The organism is Rhizorhapis suberifaciens, assembly GCF_014200045.1.
Lineage (GTDB): Bacteria > Pseudomonadota > Alphaproteobacteria > Sphingomonadales > Sphingomonadaceae > Rhizorhapis > Rhizorhapis suberifaciens.
The window spans coordinates 1-17,090 of sequence record NZ_JACHOV010000006.1 but is presented as its reverse complement, the minus strand read 5'-3'; the positions used below and the strand labels follow the sequence as shown (position 1 = coordinate 17,090).

General features: G+C 61.6%; 12 protein-coding genes. 9 read left to right on the top strand and 3 right to left on the bottom strand.

The window, feature by feature from the left end:
• Nucleotides 1-198: 198 nt before the first annotated feature.
• Both HNQ99_RS08580 and HNQ99_RS08575 read right to left on the bottom strand, forming a co-directional pair.
• A complete protein-coding gene (locus HNQ99_RS08580) occupies nt 199-999 on the bottom strand; it encodes an IclR family transcriptional regulator (protein ID WP_184475248.1) in 801 nt (266 codons plus the stop codon).
• A 452-nt stretch (nt 1,000-1,451) separates the two neighbouring features.
• Nucleotides 1,452-2,663, bottom strand: a complete 1,212-nt coding sequence (locus HNQ99_RS08575) for an ATP-grasp domain-containing protein (RefSeq protein WP_184475247.1) — start codon at nt 2,661-2,663, stop codon at nt 1,452-1,454.
• Between the two features lie 186 nt (nt 2,664-2,849).
• On the opposite strand from HNQ99_RS08575, the gene sbnA reads away from it, so the two are divergent.
• The 8 genes from sbnA to HNQ99_RS08535 all read left to right on the top strand — a co-directional run bounded on the left by sbnA (nt 2,850) and on the right by HNQ99_RS08535 (nt 14,235).
• Nucleotides 2,850-3,944 (top strand): 2,3-diaminopropionate biosynthesis protein SbnA, encoded by a 1,095-nt coding sequence (gene sbnA / locus HNQ99_RS08570; RefSeq protein ID WP_184475246.1) that lies wholly within the window; start codon nt 2,850-2,852, stop codon nt 3,942-3,944.
• Nucleotides 3,941-4,951, top strand: a complete 1,011-nt coding sequence (sbnB, locus tag HNQ99_RS08565) for a 2,3-diaminopropionate biosynthesis protein SbnB (protein ID WP_184475245.1) — start codon at nt 3,941-3,943, stop codon at nt 4,949-4,951. The genes sbnA and sbnB overlap by 4 nt, the downstream gene beginning before the upstream one ends.
• Nucleotides 4,952-5,026: 75 nt before the next feature.
• Nucleotides 5,027-6,727, top strand: coding sequence for an IucA/IucC family protein (locus tag HNQ99_RS08560; protein WP_184475244.1), 1,701 nt, complete (start codon nt 5,027-5,029; stop codon nt 6,725-6,727).
• Nucleotides 6,724-7,920 carry a type III PLP-dependent enzyme gene (locus HNQ99_RS08555; RefSeq protein ID WP_184475243.1) on the top strand — a complete coding sequence of 399 codons (1,197 nt, stop codon included), beginning with the start codon at nt 6,724-6,726 and terminating at the stop codon, nt 7,918-7,920. The genes HNQ99_RS08560 and HNQ99_RS08555 overlap by 4 nt, the downstream gene beginning before the upstream one ends.
• A gap of 146 nt (nt 7,921-8,066) precedes the next feature.
• Nucleotides 8,067-10,229, top strand: a complete 2,163-nt coding sequence (locus tag HNQ99_RS08550) for a TonB-dependent receptor (protein WP_184475242.1) — start codon at nt 8,067-8,069, stop codon at nt 10,227-10,229.
• A 34-nt stretch (nt 10,230-10,263) separates the two neighbouring features.
• Nucleotides 10,264-12,063 carry an IucA/IucC family protein gene (locus HNQ99_RS08545; RefSeq protein ID WP_184475241.1) on the top strand — a complete coding sequence of 600 codons (1,800 nt, stop codon included), beginning with the start codon at nt 10,264-10,266 and terminating at the stop codon, nt 12,061-12,063.
• A complete protein-coding gene (locus HNQ99_RS08540) occupies nt 12,060-13,244 on the top strand; it encodes an MFS transporter (protein ID WP_184475240.1) in 1,185 nt (394 codons plus the stop codon). Before HNQ99_RS08545 ends, HNQ99_RS08540 begins: the two co-directional genes overlap by 4 nt.
• A 52-nt stretch (nt 13,245-13,296) precedes the next feature.
• Entirely contained in the window at nt 13,297-14,235 is a 939-nt protein-coding gene (locus HNQ99_RS08535; RefSeq protein ID WP_184475239.1) for a 3-methyl-2-oxobutanoate hydroxymethyltransferase, read from the top strand.
• A 280-nt stretch (nt 14,236-14,515) separates the two neighbouring features.
• Here HNQ99_RS08535 and HNQ99_RS08530 read toward each other — a convergent pair whose 3' ends face one another.
• A complete protein-coding gene (locus HNQ99_RS08530) occupies nt 14,516-15,985 on the bottom strand; it encodes an aldehyde dehydrogenase (protein ID WP_184475238.1) in 1,470 nt (489 codons plus the stop codon).
• A gap of 259 nt (nt 15,986-16,244) precedes the next feature.
• On the opposite strand from HNQ99_RS08530, the gene HNQ99_RS08525 reads away from it, so the two are divergent.
• On the top strand, nt 16,245-17,090 hold an 846-nt coding region (locus tag HNQ99_RS08525; protein ID WP_184475237.1), incomplete at its 3' end, for an SDR family NAD(P)-dependent oxidoreductase.

The following is a 17,090-nucleotide window of genomic DNA, read 5'->3' as shown; positions in this document are numbered from 1 at the left end:
CCATGGCCGTATCGTCCAGCAGGTCCATGTCGATCAGTGCCATCGCCATAGTGCCGGCTTCACGCCCGCCCATGATTAGCCGACGGCAGTCCAGCCGATTTATCGCATATTTCTATGGTTTTGCAGACCAGTACTCTTACGGCATCGGTAACCGGGACTATCTCTTGGCATGGCGTCAATTTTTTCCGTTTCGATCGCTCACAAGCCGGGTAGCCAGCCTAAATGGACTTTTGCCGCATCAGCGAGTTCCACAAGGGCGTTGCCGATGCGCGCAATCATATCGTCCGTATATTCCCCGTTGAACATGATACCGGAAATACCGAACCGGACGATCCCTTCATCATCACTGATGGTGGTTGCGACAGTACAGACGCCATGCGCGAAATTGCCGATATCAACGGCATAGCCGTTTTGGCGAGCGAAATTTACCTCCCTCTCATATTCCGCAAAGGAAAGGGGCGTCCGCCAGTTAAGCAGATCGAATTCCTTCTGCATCTCTTCCTTCGATAGGTTCAATTCCGCAGCGATCGCGCGACCGACGCCGCCCACGAGGCGAGGCAGCCGCTGGCCGACGGTCATGTGAATACGCATGGTCCTGTTGTCCTCGACAAACCCTGCAAGGACCATGCGTCGGTTGGGGAGAAGTCGCCAGAAACCGATCGCAATCGAATGGCGATGAGCCGCATCTTCGAGGAGATAGCGCAGTCTGGAGAAGCTGTTGACAGGGTCCAGCGCCCGGCGGCCGAGCGGAATGACGCCCGTGCCCAGCGAATAGCATTTGTCCATTTCATCGCAATCGACGAAATCCTGCGCCTGCAATTGCTTGAGAATCTTGAAGCAGGAGCTGGGCGGCATCGACAATTTCCGTGCGATGGCGTTCACGCCCAAGGCGCTGCTGGACTCCGCAAGCAGCCGCAATATTGCGCAAGTCGAGCTCACGATCGTGGGCTTGGGTGGATCCACAGTCTTTTTAAGAGTGGAAACCGGCGCCCGATTCACTGAACTTTCCTTCCCCAATTCGCTCACCCGCGCCTGACCAAACAGAGATTAAGCGCGGCAGATGCCAGCCTGTGCAACGTCTACCGAACGACGAATTGGCGACCGGGTCAAGCACCGGTTGCGTGAGCCATGCCAATTTGGGGAAAGCCTGAAAACGCGCAAGTCAGCATTAATACCCTGATTTGACAGGGATAATTTATAAATTGTGCAAAAATGTGCTTGGGAGGGAAAGGCTGCGTTCATGGGTAGACCATGCATTTCGGGTTGTTTGTTCTAAATCGGGCCGAAGTAGTGGAAACCATATGTCAGCGTTCAACCATGCCTTTCGCGCAACCGCCCTCCCCGGCGAGGCGGAAAGTTTCCGTGCGGAGGTCAAGGCCTTTCTGGTTGAACATGCGCCCGTCCGCCCGCCCCATGTTCGTGCTCGCAGCTGGTCCGGCTTCGATGCCGAGTTAACCTTCCAAATCAATATCCCAAACCAGCGTGGCGCTCGCCTCCTTCAACGCATTCTCCAGCATGGCGTTGTTAGGCGCACTGACGCTCAGAACGCCCAGATAGTCCTTGTTGGAGTTCGTTACGGCCACACGTTCGCCAAGGCTTCGGAGCGAACGATATTCGACGCGCAATTCGTTATCCCTGCGAAGAAAACCCCCTGGCGCGGAGACAATCCGTCCCGACCTGTCAGCTGGGAAATATCGGATCGCGGCTGCCCTGCCTGCCAACGGCATCGCACCGAGTTGCTCGCCGAGATGAAGGCGCAGAATTTTTTCGAACAGCGCGACGTCGAGGGTGTGCTCCAGCATGAACTCCATGTGATCACCGACCGTCCGGTAGTTGATTTCAATGAGCCGTGGCCCCTTTTCCGTCAGCACGAACTCGGTGTGGCACGATCCAAATCCGACCCCAACCGCTTCGATCTGACGTAGCACTTCGGCCTCTTGGGAGGGCGTGAGCCAGTTACCCCAGCGGCCCTCCATTTCGACGAAATTTGGCGGCGGCCCCAGCGCGACATGAAATCCTCCAAGAACGACAATGTCTGTTCCATCGCCCAAGGTTTCGAGCGTGTAGAGGTCCCCCGCGATATATTCCTCGATCAGCATGACGCGGCTGGCGTCCAGGTTCCAGACATGCTTGGCGTGCGAGACCAGCGCATGCTCATTCTCGCATAGCCGCACGAGTTGGCTACCGACGCCTTCGCGAGGTTTGAGCACACAAGGAAAGGGAACAGTGGAAAGACGAGCGATTTCGTCTTCGTTCGTCACCACGGCGTGCCACAGCAGATCCATCCCCTGATCTTGTAGGCATTCGCGCATCGCTGCTTTGTTTTTGGCTCGGTAGGTGACTTTCCAGTCCTTGCCGGGCAGACCGAAATAATCGGCCGACAGCGCTGTGCTGGTTTGGAGATGATCGCTGTTCGAGAAGATGGCGGCGGGTCGCTCGGCATGGCGACTGATTTCGTTGATGACCGAGACCGGATTGAACACGTCACATTCGATGATTCTGTCAGGATAGGTGGGCCTATCCTCAGCTGAGAAGTAATGTCGATGTGCTTCGGCGCGGTCGGTAAGCAGGGTCACACTGAGGCCGAGACGTCGCGCCGCCGGGAGAAAGCCTTCGTTGACCGCGTCTGTCGGCACATGGGCTAGCAAAATCAGGGTCGGCATTGGCAATCCTTCCGTGGTCCGCGTTTCTGCGAGTGTCGCCCGTGGGCAAGCTATCTGCCATTATTGCATTTGACTCGCAATAGCGAATCGCTCTATGTCATTGGAGCAGGCAGAAAAATCACTACCCGGCCTAAATTCCCGCAGCGGCCATCGCGCCCTACGCCCATCCAATTGGAAGGAGCTGTCATGCAATTTTCAGCAGAACTGTCTGTCGGCAACACACCTCTTGTTGCCCTTGACCGAATGTTTCCACCAGAGGTGGTTCCAGTATTCGCAAAGCTGGAAATGCTGAATGTCGGCGGTAGCGTGAAAGATCGCACCGCGCACTATATGGTGTCGCAGGCGCTGGCGACGGGCAGGATCACGTCGGAAAGCCACTTGGTGGAGAGTTCATCCGGCAACCTCGCCATAGCGCTCGCGATTATTGCCAAGCGGGTTGGCATCCCCTTCACGGCGGTCGTCGATCCCAACCTCGCTCCTGCCAACAGCCGCCTCATTGAAGCGTTCGGCGGCCATATCGACCTCGTCACCGACAAGGACGAGGGCGGCGGCTATCTGCACACTCGCATCCGGCGGGTGGATGAACTGGTGCGCACCATTCCAGGCGCGGTCTGGCTCAACCAATATGCTAATCCGGATAACTGGCGCGCCCATTATAACGGGATCGGCGAGGAAATCGTCCGCGAGATGCCGGTGGAACCCACGCATGTGGTAGCGGCCGTTTCGACCTGCGGAACATTAATGGGTCTGGCGCGCCGCCTGCGCGAGCGCTGGCCGAACATCGAGGTCGTGGCTGTCGATCTGGAAGGGTCCGTTATCTTCGGGGGAGCGGGCGGCAACAGGCAGATCCCGGGTATCGGCGCGAGCCGCGTGCCGGAGCAGCTCGCCCTGCCCGAGGTGGACGCCGTCATCTATGCGACGGACTGGGAATCGACGCTAGCCTGCCGCCGCCTCGCGGAGAGCCAGGGCATATTAGCGGGCGGCTCTTCGGGCTCGGTGATGGCGGCGATCACCAAGCTGATCCCGAACCTTAGGAAGGGATCATGCATCGTCACCCTGCTGCCCGATCGCGGCGAACGCTATCTCGATACGGTCTACGATCCCGCCTGGCCGGCCGAGGAACGTCGCCAGACCAGACCCTTCGCGGCGTCGTTCCGCCGGCTGGGCGAACGGCCCGCGTTGGCGTGGCAATCTCGGCGCCCCACCGCCGCGGCGTCTTCATGGATGCCGGAGGCTCATGTCTTGTCGGCCAATTCCCAGTCGGAGGGTGCAGCGCTATGAACACGGCTACTCTGCGATATCTGTCCCGTTCGGATGTCGCCGCGCTCGGCGGGGACCATTCGGACCTCTATATGAGCGCGATCGAGGCGGGCTTCCGCAGCCATGCCGCCGGCGACTTCGTGCAGCCCCTCAAACCCTATCTGCGTAGCCCCCGCACGCAACATATTGCGGATCGGATTATCGCCATGCCGGCTTGGATCGGCGGCGAGCAACCCGTTGCCGGGCTCAAATGGATTGGCTCCAAGCACGACAACCCGGCCAGAAGAGGGATGGAGCGGGCGAGTGCCGTCATCGTGCTCAACGATCCGGAGACCAACTATCCCATGGCGATCATGGAAGGCGGACTCCTGAGCGCGATGCGGACCGCCGCCGTCACCGGCGTCGCCACTCGGCATCTGGCGCGGAAAGGCTTTGATGAAGCCGCCATTATCGGCTGCGGGCCGATCGCCGAGCGACAGGCCCAGATGCTGCTCGAGCAATTCGCGGACGTGAAGGCACTGCGGCTGTTCGATCTGCGCGAAGATGCGGCGAACGCGCTTGCCGCGCGGCTACGGCAGCGCTTTGGCGACCCCATCGTTATCGTTGCGAATAGCGCCGAAGCAGCGGTTCGCGACTGCCCGGTTGTGATCACCTGCACGGTGACCGATAGCCCCTATCTAGCCTTCGACTGGCTCAGTAGGGGCACATTCCTAGCCAACGTCTCGATCATGGACGTGGAACGCGACGTGTTCCTTAAGGTCGACAAGGTTGTTGTCGATGACTGGGACCAGTCGAACCGCGAGAAGAAGATCATCAACTTGCTTGTCGAAGCGGGTGAGTTCTCGCGCGAGCAACTGCACGCGGAGCTTGGTGAGATCATCGTCGGGTCCAGGCCCGGCCGTGAGACGGATGACGAAATCATCCTGCTCAATCCGATGGGCATGGCGATCGATGATATAGCCTGCGCAAAGGCGATCCTCGGCAGGGCTGAGGACAGGAATATCGGCACGGTCTTGCCCCTCCTCTAGGGCGACGCTTCGTCGCCGGCCTGCATGCACGGGCCGCCGCCTTCCTTTCTTCACCCCCATCGAGAGACCCGTCTGATGACGATGCCCCTGCCTGTGGAGAGAACAGTCGAAGATGCCGCCGCCATCCGCGCCGGCATCGCAATGGAGCGCCTGCTCAATACATGGCTGCGGGAACGCATGACCGAATCCGTGCCGGTCGAGGGTGAAGCCTGCACCTTGAACGTGGGTGCGAACAGGCTGCGCGCCTCGTGCCTGCAGGCATCGCCGGGAGGCTTTCATCGTTGGCGGCTGCCGGTATTGATTGAAGGGGCAGATGGATCCGCAACAGTTGCCAACGACCCCATTCCGGTTGCGAACCTGATGACGGAAGCGCTTGCCCAGGAGAACGGCTCCGTCTCGCCGGCGGTAAGGGAACGCCTCATCAAGGCTCTCAATGGCGCGGAAGAGCATGCGTTGGCCTGCGCGGCGCGTCCTGTCGATCTTTCCCCCATGGGACTGGAGCAGAGCCTCTGGCACGGGCATCCATTCCATCCATTCGCCAAGAGCATAGATGGCTTTTCAGCGGACGATATCGACTGTTATGCGCCGGAGCGCGCCCGTGGTTTCCAGTTGCGCTGGATCATCGCCGAGGCCGACGTCGGGGCGGCGCTGTGGCGCGACGGGCAGGCCAAGGAGCGGGTGAACCGCATCCTCACCGATCTTTCCGGCCTGCCGGAAAAGGCCATCGGGGGCCGCCTTCTGATTCCGAGCCACCCCTGGCAGGCCGCCCGCCTGGAAAACGATCCATCATTCGCTGATCTCGTCGAGCGGGGACGCGCGATCCTTACCCTGCCCAACGGCGCGACGATGCAGCCGACCTCGTCGGTCCGCACGGTGTTCGCGCCAGGCGCGAACATTTTCGTCAAGCTGCCGATCGCAGCGCGGATCACCAATTTCGCGCGCACCAACCCGCGTGACCAGATCGCGCGAAGCATGGCGGCTGGGCGGGCGCTTGCGGCGATTGCGGAACAGGTTACCGCCTGCGGCCTCGACACGCTCGATGAGCCCGGCGCTGTCTGGATCGATCGTCCTGGCCTCGAAGCGATCACCGGTGTCGTCCTCCGGGAGGCTCCGGCGCGAGATGCATTCGTACTGGCTGGCCTGCTCGAACCGTCGCCGCACGATGGCCGCCCCATGCTGGCGGCGATGGGCTGCGATCTTTCCAATCCTGCCGCGGCGCAAGCCTGGCTACGTGCTTACGTTCAGACGGCCACACTCCCGCCGCTTCGGCTGTTCGCCCGAACCGGCGTCAGCCTCGAAGCGCACAGCCAGAACAGCCTTTTGGCGCTGGACCGGGGAAATCCGGCTCGCCTGATCGTGCGCGACCTGGAAGGGGTCAGCATCGACCGCGAGCGCTTCGAGCACGCTGCGCCCGATCTCGAACTCGACCCATCGGTATTCTTCCCCGCTGCGGAAGCACGCCAGCGTCTAGTCTACTACCTGGTCAGCAATCAGTTGAACCATGTGGTCGCGGCAGTCTCGCGTCTGGCTGATGCGCCGGAAGGCGACCTGTGGGGGGTCATTGCGGAAGCATTGTCCACGGCCAACGAGGACAGGGAGATGGCCACCCTCATCACGTGGCTTCTCGAAGCGGAAACCCTGCCCGCCAAAGCGAATTTCACCAGTTGTTTCGCCCGTCGGAGCGAACGGCCCGATTATGTCGAAATCCCCAATCCGCTCCGACGTGCCGTCCGAGATGGACATGCACTGCCGCAACGGACGGTGGCACTGTCATGACGCTGCTGAGACCGCGCGTCGCACAAGTCTTCGCCGTGGTGGACGATGAAGGGCCGATCTGCGCCTTCGTGCATGATCTCGATGCCCTGCGCCGTCACGCGCTTGACATCGCGCGATCGCTGCCGCGCCGGGCGGAACTGTTCTACGCCGTCAAGGCTAACAACGACCCCCGGATATTGCAGACGCTCGCCCCGCATGTCGCCGGGTTCGAAGTCGCCTCCTCGGGCGAAATCCTGAAAGTGCGCGATGCGGTCGGTGCCGACGCCCGGATCATCATGGGTGGGCCCGCGCGCACGCGCCAGGATATTGAGTTGATCCTGGCGCAGGGTGTCGAACGGCTTCATGTCGAAAGCCTGCATACATTACGCCTTGCGAACGCCGTTGCGGCAGATGCGGGAGCGGTGCTGCCCATATTGCTGCGCGTGAACCTTGCCGGTCCGGTGCCGGGAGCAACTCTCACGATGGGAGGAGCGGCCACCCAGTTCGGCATCGCGCAATCCGACATCCCCGAAGCCCTGAAGCTACTGGCGCATTGCCCAGCGCTTCGGTTCGAGGGATTCCATTTCCACACGGTCTCCAACAACCGCGACGCCGCCGGACATGCCGCGCTCTGCGTGATGGAGCTGGAACTCGCCCGGTCCTGGGCGAACGAACATGGTCTGGACTTGGCGGTAGTCAATCTCGGCGGCGGCTGGGGCGTCGATTATGGCGACCCGGACTGGCGGTTCGACGTTGAAAGCTTCACCCGAGCGCTCGCGCCACATGTGGCAGGAGATCTGAACCTGCAGTTCGAATGCGGCCGGATTCTCGCTGCCTATCATGCCGTCTATGTCTGCGAGATTCTCGACATCAAGGCCGTCCATGGACGTGCCTTCGCCTTGTTGCGTGGCGGCACCCATCATTTCCGGCTGCCGAGTTCCTGGGCGCACAATCATCCTTTCGTGATTCTGCCCCGCGATGCCTGGCCTCATCCCTGGCCTCGGCCCGAATGCACCGACACCAACCTGACGCTCGCGGGCGAGCTATGCACCCCCAAGGATGTGTTGGCCCGCGATGTGCCCGTCGCGCGGGCACGGATCGGCGATCTCGTCTGCTTCCTCATGGCGGGCGCCTATGGCTGGGACATCTCTCATCATGATTTCCTGTGCCACGCCCACCCCGAGCGCCTCTATCTGGACGACGCAGGGGCATGAGCACGGCAATCCGCTCACCTTTTCAATTATTTGGCGGACACAAAATGCGGCGCGGCCTCGCCGCCGTCCTTGACTTCGATCGCAATGCTACCCTAACAGCCCAGATATGCGAAAGATTCGCATTAGCATATATTGGGGGGCAGCACATGCTTGCGACTTCTATGAATACCTGTGTCGTTCGGAAATACGGCACCGTCTCGATACTGACTTTGCTTGCGGTGATGGCGTCATCACCGGCCATTGGCGCGGAGAGCGCGGACGGCGAAGCAGCGGCAACCGGTTCGGGGCGCGACGACATCGTGGTGACGGCCACGAATCCTGAATATCGCACCCCCGACACCACGGCGTTGAAAATCGACGCGCCGCTGCGGGACATCCCGCAGACGATTGACGTCATCCCCAGTCAGGTGATGCGCGATCAGCGTGCCTTGTCGTTGCAGGATGCGATCAAGAACGTGGCCGGCATCGGCATGGCGACCGGCGACGGTCAGCGCGACCAGTTCGTGATCCGCGGCAATATCGCCTATGGCGATCTCTTCATCGACGGCGTGCGCGATGACGCTCTCTATTTCCGCGACCTGTCGAACATCGAGCGGATCGAGATTCTCAAAGGGCCGGCTTCCGTTCTCTACGGACGCGGCTCCTCCGGCGGTCTCATCAACCGTGTTTCCAAGAAGCCGGGCACGGAAGGCGGCGAAATCGTCGTCAGCTATGGCAGTTGGGATGACAAGCGCGGCGAGATCGACCTTGGCCATGTCTTCGCCGGCAACGATGTGGCGGTCCGTCTGACGGGCGCCATCGAGCGGTCGGACAGCTATCGCGATCAGGGTTTTCTCAAGCGCGAAGCCATCGCGCCGTCGGTGCTCTTCGCGCCAAGCGACCGCACCCGGATCCTGCTCCAAGCCGACTATCTGCGCGACCGCCGTTTGACCGATAACGGCATCCCGGCCTTCCAGGGACGCCCGGTCGATGTGCCGGCCTCGACCTATTATGGCGCGGCCAACGGGAAGGACGTGGACTTCAGCCAGTCGGAAGTGTGGTCGACAACCGCGACGCTCGACCACGAGTTCAGCGATACGCTCAAGCTGCACAACGCATTCCGCTATTATGACTATACGCTCGACCGTCAGAATACGATTCCGAATATCGTCAACGAAGCTGCGCGGACGGTGACGCTCAATCGCCAAAGTACCGATCGCACCGAGCATGGCTGGTTCAATCAGCTCGAACTATCCGGACAATTTTCCACCGGGCCGCTGGAACACAAGCTGCTGCTGGGTTTCGAAGCGGGCCGGCAGTCCAAATTTGAGCGACGGATCGATGCGGCTGTACGGGCTCCTGATGGAACGCTCTTAGCGGTCGATCTGTTCAACCCGGTTCTGCCCGTCCTGCCATTGGAAGTCTCCGGCAATCCGAGCACGCACCGGACGGGCGTCTACAAAACTATCGGTTTCTATGCCCAGGACATGATCTCGCTGGGCGAGCAGTGGAAGGTGCTTGCTGGCCTGCGGCATGACCGCTTCCGCCAGGAAGTCCACCAGCGCATAGCGGGACAGCCCGACCTCGCGCGGACAGACAATTTCTGGAGCCCGCGCGTCGGACTTGTCTGGCAACCGACGCCGACCCAATCTTACTACGCCTCCTGGAATAAATCCTACCAGCCTTCGGGCGAGACTTTCGCTCTCTCGACGAGCAGCGCGGACATCGCACCGGAAAAGACGATCAACCGCGAGATCGGGGCCAAGTTCGACCTGTTCGATGGCAAGCTTTCGGCGACGGTCTCGGCCTTCAACCTCAAGCGCTCGGACATCAAGGCGACTGATCCGGTTCTGCTCAGGGTCGTGCCGGTTGGCGTACAGCGCACGCGCGGTATCGAAGCATCGGCGCAACTGGAACTGGCGCAAGGATGGCAGGCCATCGCCAGCTATGCTTACCTCGATGCCCGCATCACCAAATCCCCAGCACTGGATTCCGGTGTTCCCATTCAGGGCAATCGGCCCACGCTGACACCAACCCACAGTGCGAGCCTCTGGCTAATGCGGAATTTCGGAGACCGCTTTGGCCTAGGCGGCGGCGTCAACTATGTCGGCGATCGTCAGGCCAATCTCGCGAACACCGTCGTTCTGCCCGAATATGTGACCGCCGATGCCATGGCATGGGCGCGTCTGGGTAAGTTCAAGGCGCAGGTCAACATCCGTAACATCTTCGACCGCGACTACATCGTATCGGCCCACGGCACCGTCGGAAACCTCAACATGCCCGGCGCTCCGCGGTCCGTGATGCTCACGTTGCGATACGCGATCGACTAGCCGCTTCCAGCCACTCGTCCTCAGGAGAAAACGCATGAACATCGCCACCGCCGTCAAACCTGCGCCGTCGGTCCGTGATCACAGCCGTTATATCCTGAGGCGCGTGGCAGATTGCCTCGTGCGGGAAAACTATCGGGAAATCGCGCTCGGCACGGTCATTCGAGCCGAGAGCGCGCCCTTCGACAGGCTGATCGCGCCGACGGATCACTATCTCGCCTATGAGGCCGCGGATGGCGGCACGCTTTTCATGCCGGTCGAGCCTGACGGGTTCATGCAGACGTGGCGTGTCTGCGCACCGCCATTCGTTCATGTATCGCGGCAGGGTGCGCGCCTCATCGACAGCGTCACTGAGTTCCTCGAGATCATCAAGGCCGGGCTCGAAGGCGAGGACAGCGGCAATATTTCCGCCTTTCTCGACGAGTGCCAGGCCGCTATCGAACAGGGCGCCATCTGCGACGCCGCCCGCGATACCGCCCCGCTTGCCGCCACACGCCTGGCCGCCCATCCCGAATGGCACAAGCAGATGCTTGCCAACGACAGGTTGGCATCCTTCATCGATCATCCATTCTATCCTACAGCGCGGGCGAAGCACGGTTTTGCCGCCAACGATCTCATCGCTTATGGTCCGGAATATCAGCAGTTGTTCCGCCTAGCCTGGCTCGCCCTCCCCAGAGACGGTCTGTCCGTGCAAGGTGAAGTGCCTGCCCGTTGGCCGTCGTTCGCCGATGTGGGGCTCGATCCAGCGCTGGAGCAGACGCACGCGCTCCTGCCCGTCCATCCGTTCATGCGCGGCGAGAGAATGGCCCGGATCCTCGCCGAGGCGGGGATGGCCGATCGCGCCTACATGGCGCCGCGGGACTATCTCGAAGTCGTTCCCACGCTCTCGGTGCGGGCCGTGGCGGTGGTCGAAGAACCTGGTGTCCATATCAAGCTTCCGCTCGCGATCAGCACGCTCGGCCGTCTCAACCTGCGTGCAATCAAGCCGGTCACGATCAACGACGGCCATGTCGTCCATTCGCTCTTGGAGGCGATACGGGCCGATGACGCTGAGCTGCGGGCAAAGCTTCTCCTCACTGACGAAAGCGGCGGGGCGCATCACCGCGGGGAGCGATTCCTCGCCTATATCGTCCGCCGCTATCCCGAAGGACTCGACGGCTGCGAGCCGGTGCCGGTCGCGGCCATGATGGCGCCAATGTCCGATGGCCGTCCCTATGCGCTGCATCTGGCAGATCGGTATTATCGGGGCGACGTTGAGCGGTTCCTCGGCGAATTTTGCGACCTGCTCCTGAGCGTCCACCTTCGCCTGGCGGCTCGTTATGGCATCGAACTCGAAGCCAATCAGCAGAATTCCGTAGTGCTCTTCGATCGGAACGAGGGCGGCTTGCGGCTGCTGCTCAAGGACAACGATTCTCCCCGGATCGATGCTTCCGCCCTGCTTGCGGCTTTTCCCGGAGCGGACGCCTGGATCGGCAGGCTGCAGGATGCGCGCATCACCCAAACCGATACCGCAGCCATCGCTGAGATGCTGATCACCATAACGATCCAGCTCAATCTGGGCGCCGTCATCGAAGGGCTAGGTCGTCATCTGGGCAGGCCCGGCGCCTATCGAAACCTGTTGCGCGCGGCCGTCGAGCGGCAACTCGACCGGATGGATGGCGAAGGCATCGTGTCCGGGCCGCTGCGCGCTGCGCTGCTGGAGGCGCGCCTTTTCCCGATCAAACATCTCCTGCGCGCCGCAACGCTGGAACCCCGCGAGGCGATCGGCGCTGCCGACGTCAACAAGGCCTATGGGCATACAGCGCCCAACTTTCTCCTTGGCGAGGCTGGGCGGTGAGCCCCGGCCGCATCAAGGCCACTGTTCTCGCGTGCCATTTCGCGGGCGCGTTTGGTCCCATGGGCCTGCCGCCTTTTCTGGGCCTCATCCTCGTCGGGCTTGCGCCCGATGCCAGTGAGAGCCTGATCGGCTGGCTCTATATCGTGCCGACCGCATGCCTTGCCATCTCCGCGCCGCTGTGGGGCCGTTTGGCCGACCGCTGGGGCCGCAAGCCCCTGCTGCTGCGCGCGCAGATCGGGCTGGCCGTCAGCTTCCTGATCGCCGGCCTCGCGGGATCGCTGCCGCTGTTCGTGGTGGCGCTCTGCCTCCAAGGCCTCTTGGGTGGCACCTTCTCGGCCAGCAACGCCTATCTCTCGGAAGCCTTGCCGCGCAAGGAACTGTCGCAAGCGCTGAACCTGACCCAGGCGAGCGCGCGTCTCGCGCTCATCCTGGCGCCGATGGCCGTGGGCTTCCTGATCGATCGGCATATCGTCCCACAGAATGTCTATCTCGTCGTGGCGTTGCTGCCGATGATCGCCGTCCTGATGCTGCTGCCCCTTCCGGCAAAAGGCGATCCCAGGACTGTTCCGGCCGTGGACGGTGCGGCCCCGAGTGCCCATGGCCGGCAAGTGCTCTCGCGCGGCGCGATCATGGCCGGCCAGACGGGGTTCACGCTGGCCATGATTTCCACATTCCCGTTCCTCGTGCCGTACAGCATGAAAGCGTTCGGCATCGGCGCCGGCACGGCCGGATGGCTCTTCGGCTTGCCCCATATCGTCTATCTGTTCGCCTGCCTGCCGCTCGGCCGGCACTTGCGCGATCGCGATCCCGCCCCCTGGTTCGCCGCTGGATGCCTGATCGTAGGGGGGATGCTCGCGGTGCAGGCGCTCACCACGTCGCTGCTCGTTTTTGCGATGGCGCGGGTCGCGCTGGGGGCGGGCATGACGCTCGGCTATGTCGCGCTCAATGCCCTGATCACCGAAACGATAGAAGACGCCAGCGCTGGCCGGACTTTCGGCTGGTTCGACAGCGGCGCCAAACTGGCGACAATCGCCGCAAGCGTGGGGGGAGGCATGATCGCGGCCAGCGGCGGGATCGGCCCCCTGTTCTTCACCGCCGCGCTGTGCGGGGTTCTGACCACCGCCATGATCATGCTGCTTCGCGGGTCGACGGCGTTCACCCGGTCTGCCGCCCTGAAATAACGGCTACCGGCATTCCAAAGTACGCGCCGCAACTTTTGCAAGGAGAACACCGATGCTGATGTCCGAACTTATCGCGCCCACTCGCGATCCCAAAGACGATAGCCGCCGCCCGATCAAGCTGAACCTCTATCGCGACTATGAGGTCGAAGCTGTGGCCAGGGCCATGACGGACAATCCCCTCCTCCAGATGGGCATCCGGCTGGATTGCCTCATGGTTTCCGATTCCTATCTGATGACGCATCTGGGGCGTGAGAGCACCCGGCTGGCGAAGGGGGAGCAAGCCCTGTTCCTCGAAATCATGGCTGGTCTGGTCAAGGAGGTCTCTCACCGAGCGAAGCAGCTTTTTCCGGACGACGCTCCCTACATCGTTGGCGACATGCCGGACGGGTCCGTGGTGAACGGCGAAATCGCGGTTCGCAGCGCCGACCGGATGCGTCGTGCCGGCGCCGATGTCGTCAAGCTCGAGGTCCATTCGGAAACGGTCATCGCCATTGTCGAGCGGCTGACGCGGGAAGGATTCCGGGTCATGGCCCATTTGGGCTACACCCCGCAGGGAGGTGACGGCCGCCGGGTCGGCGGATCACTAGACGGCGCGTATGCGCTATTCGCTTCGGCCCGCCAAGTCCGTGACGCGGGCGCCGAGAGCATCGTTCTGGAGAAGGTCGACGAGTTCGTGCATCGCGCCCTCGTCGACCGGCCCGAAGCCTTGCCGAGCTATGCCATCTTCAGCGGGAAGTCGGAAACTGGAGGCCAATCGCTCAATATTTGGGATTCCGTTTTCAAGCCCGGCTTCCGGGCACGCTATTTTCCACCTACCGCGCGGGAGACCATCGACGCGTTCCCGATGGCCTATTCTGCGACTACCATAGCAGAGCACATCGGTGCCTTGCTCTCCCTGACGGCCGCGGGCGAATTCCCTCTCTCTCCGCCAACCTTGCTCTCCATCGATGATGTGGTGGCACTGGCCTCATCTGATCCTTGGGCAGATTGATAGCCCTTCGATCAGGGGCCTGGCCGGTGAGCCATGTGCCTATCTAGCTGCAACGTCTTCACGCAGGCTACTCGAAAAGCGCGGCCGAGTTCTCTAGCTGAGCGCGGGAAACCACCATCCGTGAACCTGCGGACCGGCCGGCGAGCGCTCTCACGCTCTCTCCACTCCGCTGTATAGCTTTACGGACTGCCTCAGTCGTCCGGGCTGCCATGTAGACCCTGGCTCATAACTCCCCCCAGCCATTCCTAATGAGCAAGCGCCCCATTACACCGCAGGACACCTAAATTGCGGCTGGCATCCCATCCAGCAGGATCGATTTGCTCTCCAGATAGGCAGCAAGCCCCTCAACTCCACCCTCTCGACCGATGCCGGATTGCTTGAATCCTCCAAAGGGCAGGCCGAACTCCAGCTTCATGCCATTCTGCCCAAAACCGCCCGTGCGGACCCGGCGCGCGATCCGATAGGCAGCATCGACATCATTGGTCAGAACCGATCCGTTGAGGCCATAATTGCTCTCATTGGCAATACGGATCGCGTCTTCCTCATCTTCTGCCGGAATCAGGCACAGTACGGGGCCAAAAATCTCCTCCTGCGCGATGCGGCTCTGATTATCGACATTGGCGAACAAGGTGGGCTCCATGAAGAAACCCTTGTTAGGGTGCGCGGGGCGCACGCCGCCCGTGACGAGGTCCGCGCTTTCCTTGCCGATCGCGATATATTCCTCGACGCGCACCAGCTGCCGCTTCATCGCGAGGGGACCAAGCTGAGTTTCGATATCCTCGCTATTGCCGATGCGGATGCCCCGCATGACTGCCTTGATCGCCTCGGCCAATTCATCATGGCGCTTCTTGGGGACGATCGCGCGGCTCAGCATCGCACAGACCTGGCCGCTCATGATCGTGATGGTATTGCCAAGAATGGCAGCCGCCACCTCGATCGGAAAATCGTCGCGCACGATCGCAGCTGACTTGCCGCCTAGCTCCAGCGTGCAGCGTGCGACGCGGCCCGCGCAGACTTCGCCAATGCGCTTGCCAGCACCGGTCGAGCCCGTGAACGTCACCTTATCGACGCCAGGGTTATTGACCAGATGGTCGGACGCATCGCGCTCGCCGCAGACCAGATTGACCACACCTGCAGGGATGCCCGCAGCCTGCGCCGCCTCAGCCATAATATAGGCTTCCAGCGGCGTTTCGGGTGATGGCTTCATGATTACTGTGCAGCCTGCGACCAGCGCATACGCGACCTTGCTAGCCATGATGCCATAGGGCGCGTTCCACGGTGCGATGGCCACCACGACGCCTGCTGGTTCATAAGCGACAATTGCCGTATCCACCTGAAAGGACGGTCGTCGCTCCACAAACTTGAAAGTGTCGGCAAAGGACGCAATCTGCATGAAGGTGGCGGTCGCGCCACCGGTCATGATTGGCGCGAAGCTCGCGAGTCCGCCCACCTGCAAAGTCCAGGCTCGCGCCAGTTCGGGTTCGCGCTTTTGCAATTCCTCGCCCATCCGACGCACCATCGCGCCGCGCTCGGCAGGGCTGAGCGTCGGCCACGGCCCTTCATCGAACGCCTCGCGTGCAGCGGCGACGGCCCGGTCCATATCCGCCTCGACCGCCTCGGCTACGCGGGCAATCAACTCCTCACTATTGGGAGAGACGATCTCAATCGACTTTCCGCCTGCGGACTCTACCCATTGCCCGCCGATATACAGCTTGTCAGGGTTCGCGACGCGGATGTCGTTGGGTATCATCTTGGTTTCCTCTCCTCGATTCCAGCTACATTCATAACGACCGTTATTATTATTTCAAGCGCAATGACGCCCTACTGACCTCTTGACAGTCACGGCTCGGCATGGCGTATTCATATCATTCGTTATGATGCTGTCCCACAACGAGCGGCATTGGTACATCCCAACGGGAGAGGATAATGCGAGACACCCTGACCGCGGCCTGGACATGCGAGCGGCGCCATGCAGTGCTGGACGAGCACGGCGCCACAGGACATCGCCCATGACGACACAAAGACTAGTGGGCGAAGTCGCCTTCATCACTGGCGGAGGCCGCGGGCTCGGCCAAGCTATTACGGAGGCACTGTCTGATGCGGGAGCCGCCGTGGCGGTCGCTGCGCGATCGCAAGGCGAGATTGTCAAAGTCGCTACGGACCTGCGAGGCCGCGGCGGCAGCGCTATTGAAGTCACCTGTGATGTTACCGATGCCGCTAGCGTCGAGGCGGCCTTTTCGCGCGCGGAACAGGAGCTTGGCCCCATCAGCATCTTGGTGAATAATGCAGGTGTGCAGGGGCCGATCGGGCCGATAGGTCATGTCGATGTCGCCGATTGGTGGAGCGCCCAGACTGTTCATCTGCTCGGTGCGCTGCTGAGCACGACGCGCGCGCTGCGGAGCATGGAAGCGGCAAATCATGGCCGCATTATCAACATCGCTTCTCAGGCTGGAACCTTCGTCGCACCCAACGCCTCAGCCTATGCCGTCGCCAAGGCCAGCCTCATCCGCCTCACCGAGCACATTGACGCCGAGCATACACGCAGCGCCATCCGTGCCTTTGCCATCCAGCCCGGCACGATCCTAACCGATATGTCGAACCAGACCCTAGGTTCGCCCGACGCTCGCGAACATGCCGCACCCCTTGTCGCTCTGCTCGAGAGCATCACGCCAGAAGACAGCGCGACCGCTCGCAAAAAGCTGCAAGATCTTGTGGTCGATCTAGCATCTGGACGGTTCGATCCGCTGTCCGGCCGTTATTTAGAGCGTCGGATTGGAAATGTGAATCGCTGGGGATTCCCCTGGCGTGAGATTTGTGATTCCTTCTCTTTGGAGGTGGATCATGGGCAAAGCACA